Below are 2,307 nucleotides of genomic sequence, written 5' to 3'. Positions count from 1 at the left end.
AGTAGGACGTCGCCAAGCAAGCTTAAGACGAGTCAGAATGACTCGTCTTTTTTGTGTTTTGTAACTTTTTTTCAAAGCTAATTACATATCTATATAAGTTTTATTCGATTTCTTTCGTGATTTTTGATATGTAATTTAAGATTTTCTATTTTATTTCTTAAAGATAAAATTCACCAGTGTGTTAAAATAGTACAGTTGTTTTTTTGATGTACTTTAATATAAGAAGATTTAAGTTAGAAAAGGAGATAATATGAAAAGGATAGGTATAATTACTATAGTAGTCTTAGTCCTTCTAGTAATCGTGTATATGTTAGTTGGGAATTATTTTTATAACTACGCGTTGAATGCGAAACAAGAAAAAGAGTTTTTACAAGATAATCCTCATTTAGTAGAAACGGTAAATGCATCGGGAGATGTATTGGCTACAAATGAAGAAAAGAATGCGAACTTCGTATCGAAGTATAAACCTAACACATTAACTATACGTTCTTTCGATAAAATGAATTTAAAAGGCTATGAATATATGAATGAACAATCTAGTCATAAATGGGCAATTGTGGTTCATGGATACAATGGTAGAGCATCAGAAATGACGAAATATATTCGTAACTTTTATGAACAAGGCTATAATGTCATAGCACCAGACCTTCGTGGGCACGGAAATAGTGAAGGGGATTATGTTGGTATGGGCTGGCATGATCGTAAAGATGTTTTGATTTGGATTCAACAAATCTTAAAGAAAGATCCTAATGCTGAAATAGCTCTATTTGGTGTTTCAATGGGCGGGGCAACTGTAATGATGACTTCAGGAGAAGATTTACCTTCTAATGTTAAAGTTATTATTGAAGATTGTGGATACTCAACCGTTATTGATGAATTTACTTATCAGCTAAAAGATTTATTCCACTTGCCGAAGTTTCCTGTTATGAATGCGGCAAATACAGTTACAAAATTAAGAGCTGGATATGATTTAGAAGAAGCTTCAGCTGTAAAACAAGTAGCGAAAAGTAAAACACCTATGCTATTCATTCATGGGGATGCTGATACATTCGTTCCTTTTGAAATGTTAGATGAAGTATATAATGCTGCAAAAGTAGAAAAAGAGAAATTAATTGTTCCAGGTGCTGGGCATGGAGAAGCGGAGAAAGTAGATTCGAATAAATATTGGAATACCGTATGGAAGTTCGTAGGGAAGTATATTCCGGCATAATTAAAGTTGTTGCATTTATATAGACGATAATCGGAGGGATAATAGTTAATCCTTTTGATTATCGTTTTTTTGTTAATTAGATAGTCTGCTATAAGTGTATTTTTGTATGTACTATATGAAGGAGATAGAGCAAAAACTTTTGAATTCCTTAATCTCAGTGCTACAATGATTGAAAACTAAATGTTAATGAGGTGTTTATATGAAAATTGAGGTTTGGTCGGATTTTGTATGCCCATTTTGCTATATTGGGAAACGTAGATTAGAGATGGCTTTAGAGCAATTTCCACATAAGAAGGATGTTGAAGTTGAGTTTAAAAGTTTTGAGTTGGATCCGAATACTCCCGTTTACTCTGGAACAAGTATTAATGAAGTGCTTGCATCAAAGTATGGGATTAGTATTGAAGAAGCTAAGCGTAATAACGTACAGCTAGGAAATCATGCAGCTAGTATGGGTTTAAGTTTTAATTTTGATGAGATGAAGCCGACGAATACGTTTGATGCGCATCGTCTTGCGAAGTTTGCAAAGAATCATGGAAAAGAAAAGGAGATTACGGAAAATCTACTTTTTGCATATTTCACTGAATCGAAAAATTTAAGTGATGTGGATACACTTGCTACTATTGCTGAAGCTTCAGGTTTAGATAAGCAAGAAGCTTTAAATGTTATTAATGATAAAAATGCGTACGCAAATGATGTTAGAATTGAAGAAGCGATTGCTCAGCAATATCAAATTTCGGGAGTGCCTTATTTTATTATTAATCAAAAGTATGCTATTTCAGGTGCACAACCACTTGAAACTTTTGTTGGTGCACTCCAGCAAGTTTGGGAAGAAGAGAATCCTGCACCGAAGTTACAGGAACTTTCAGTAGATGGTGGAAGCGACCTTTCTTGTACTGATGGAAGTTGTTCAGTGCCGTCAAAAGAACAATAGCTTTTATGATGGAATAGCACCCTATAGATAGTTCTGTGGGGTGCTTGTATATAACTATAGAAGAAATACGTAAATAGATAATTTGATTACGTAAATGAATTCTATAAAATATAAAGTTTTTTAAAATAATGTATTGACGATTATATAAATGAAGTGTAATATAGAA

2 protein-coding genes are annotated in these 2,307 nt (G+C 33.1%); both read left to right on the top strand.

All coding sequences use genetic code 11. From position 1 onward, the window contains the following. The first annotated feature begins 250 nt into the window (after window positions 1–250). Window positions 251–1,210: an alpha/beta hydrolase gene (locus CN409_RS31000; RefSeq protein WP_000821104.1), complete on the top strand. Its 960-nt coding sequence runs from the start codon at window positions 251–253 to the stop codon at window positions 1,208–1,210. Between the two features lie 199 nt (window positions 1,211–1,409). Beyond that, window positions 1,410–2,141 carry a DsbA family oxidoreductase gene (locus tag CN409_RS30995; protein ID WP_000687924.1) on the top strand — a complete coding sequence of 244 codons (732 nt, stop codon included), beginning with the start codon at window positions 1,410–1,412 and terminating at the stop codon, window positions 2,139–2,141. Window positions 2,142–2,307: the final 166 nt, after the last annotated feature.

Origin of the sequence: Bacillus sp. AFS012607 (assembly GCF_002558005.1) — a bacterium.
GTDB lineage: Bacteria > Bacillota > Bacilli > Bacillales > Bacillaceae_G > Bacillus_A > Bacillus_A thuringiensis_S.
This window is presented reverse-complemented; position numbering and strand designations above follow the sequence as displayed.

What these genes read in the sequence shown, in the direction of transcription:
- CN409_RS31000 (WP_000821104.1), top strand. Translation starts at nt 251, where the DNA reads ATGAAAAGGATAGGTATAATTACTATAGTAGTCTTAGTCCTTCTAGTA.
- CN409_RS30995 (WP_000687924.1), top strand. Translation starts at nt 1,410, where the DNA reads ATGAAAATTGAGGTTTGGTCGGATTTTGTATGCCCATTTTGCTATATT.